Source organism: Paractinoplanes hotanensis (assembly GCF_023717965.1).
Lineage (GTDB): Bacteria > Actinomycetota > Actinomycetes > Mycobacteriales > Micromonosporaceae > Actinoplanes > Actinoplanes polyasparticus.
In genome coordinates, this window is record NZ_JAMQOL010000122.1 from 1 (window position 1) to 1258 (window position 1258).

Sequence of the window (1258 nt, forward strand, 5' to 3'; positions counted from 1 at the left end):
CGACATCGTCACCGCCGCGCTGCACCTGACCCATTTCGAATACAAATACCTAACCGGATCTTGCTGAGATCAGCTCACTGCGTTTCGTTCTTGAAATGCCCGACCTTGGGGACGACGCTTTCTGGCGCCGCCTCGGTCAGAATCTTACTACTGAACGGCTCTGTCAACTCGCTGAATTCCCAGCAAACGCCAATCTTCAACGGTTGCTGAAAAATTGCGCTCGTCGCCTCACCGCCAAAGCTTGCCGCGTGGTCCCGACTCCGCAGAATCCGATCAACAACATTCCTCAGTGGTCGATTTCATCCAGCACTCTTACATTGCATTCTCCTCGTTATCGCATACATTTCGCGCCGCGATCGGTCATGGAGTTACCCGCGAACACTTCGGATCGCGCAGCGATATCGGTTTCGGAGCTTAAGAGAAGAGCAGGTGTCGCAGGAGTGGCTGTCTCCGAGGTGCGCCTATCAAACGGCGACGCCACCTTAACTTACGCCTCAAGCGAACGACCCGATGTAGCCCAGGACGACTTCCTGAGCGTCGTCGCCTCTCTCCTCAGCAATGGATTCGTTGCCAGCGTGACGGCGCGAATCGGCATTGGATCAAGAAGCGTGCGATGTTCTTTTGAAACTCTGACCGGCGCCGGGAATGGCAGTGCCCGTTACTTTCTGGCCGAACTTGCCACCGTCGCCGCGCCGCTGCTCGGTCCGATACTCAGGGACGAATTGCTTGCCATTCGATCCGCAACTTACTCCGGTGCCGCGGAAAATGAGTCGGCACAGAACTCCGAAAAGGCAGAAGGGGGAGCTCTCTAGCATCTCAAAAATACATAACAATAGTGGTCGCATGTGCACTCGGGAGTCGCACTCCACTGCCATGTTGATATCACAATTTGGGGGATTTGCAGGGAGGTGCAGCAGCCATGTATAGCGTTAATTCGAGTAGTACTGCCGAGCTACTGCAATACCTGCATGAATCGCTCCATACTCATTTTCAAGGCCTTCACCGTTCAAGGCGACAGCTGGAGACAAGCTCACCGGTGTTCGCCTTGGAACATGGCCTGTCTGGCGACGACCTCGATCTTCTAATGTCGACCGTCCGTTCCGCAGTACGGAAGGGTCTCGGCGCCGGTAGCCGTCAATGGTGGCTGCCGTTCGTCGTCTACGCTACTGAGTCCGGCTACCACTGAGCTGATCTCAGCAAGATCCGGTTAGGTATTTGTATTCGAAATGGGTGAGGTGCAGCGCGGCGGTGACGATGT

Annotated in this window: 1 protein-coding gene; it reads left to right on the top strand. The window is 55.4% G+C overall.

The features are described 5' to 3' along the window. Positions 1-95: 95 nt before the first annotated feature. The gene (locus tag LXN57_RS47670; protein ID WP_251804957.1) at positions 96-812 is read left to right on the top strand and encodes a hypothetical protein; all 717 of its coding nucleotides are present in this window, start codon (positions 96-98) and stop codon (positions 810-812) included. Positions 813-1258 lie beyond the last annotated feature (446 nt).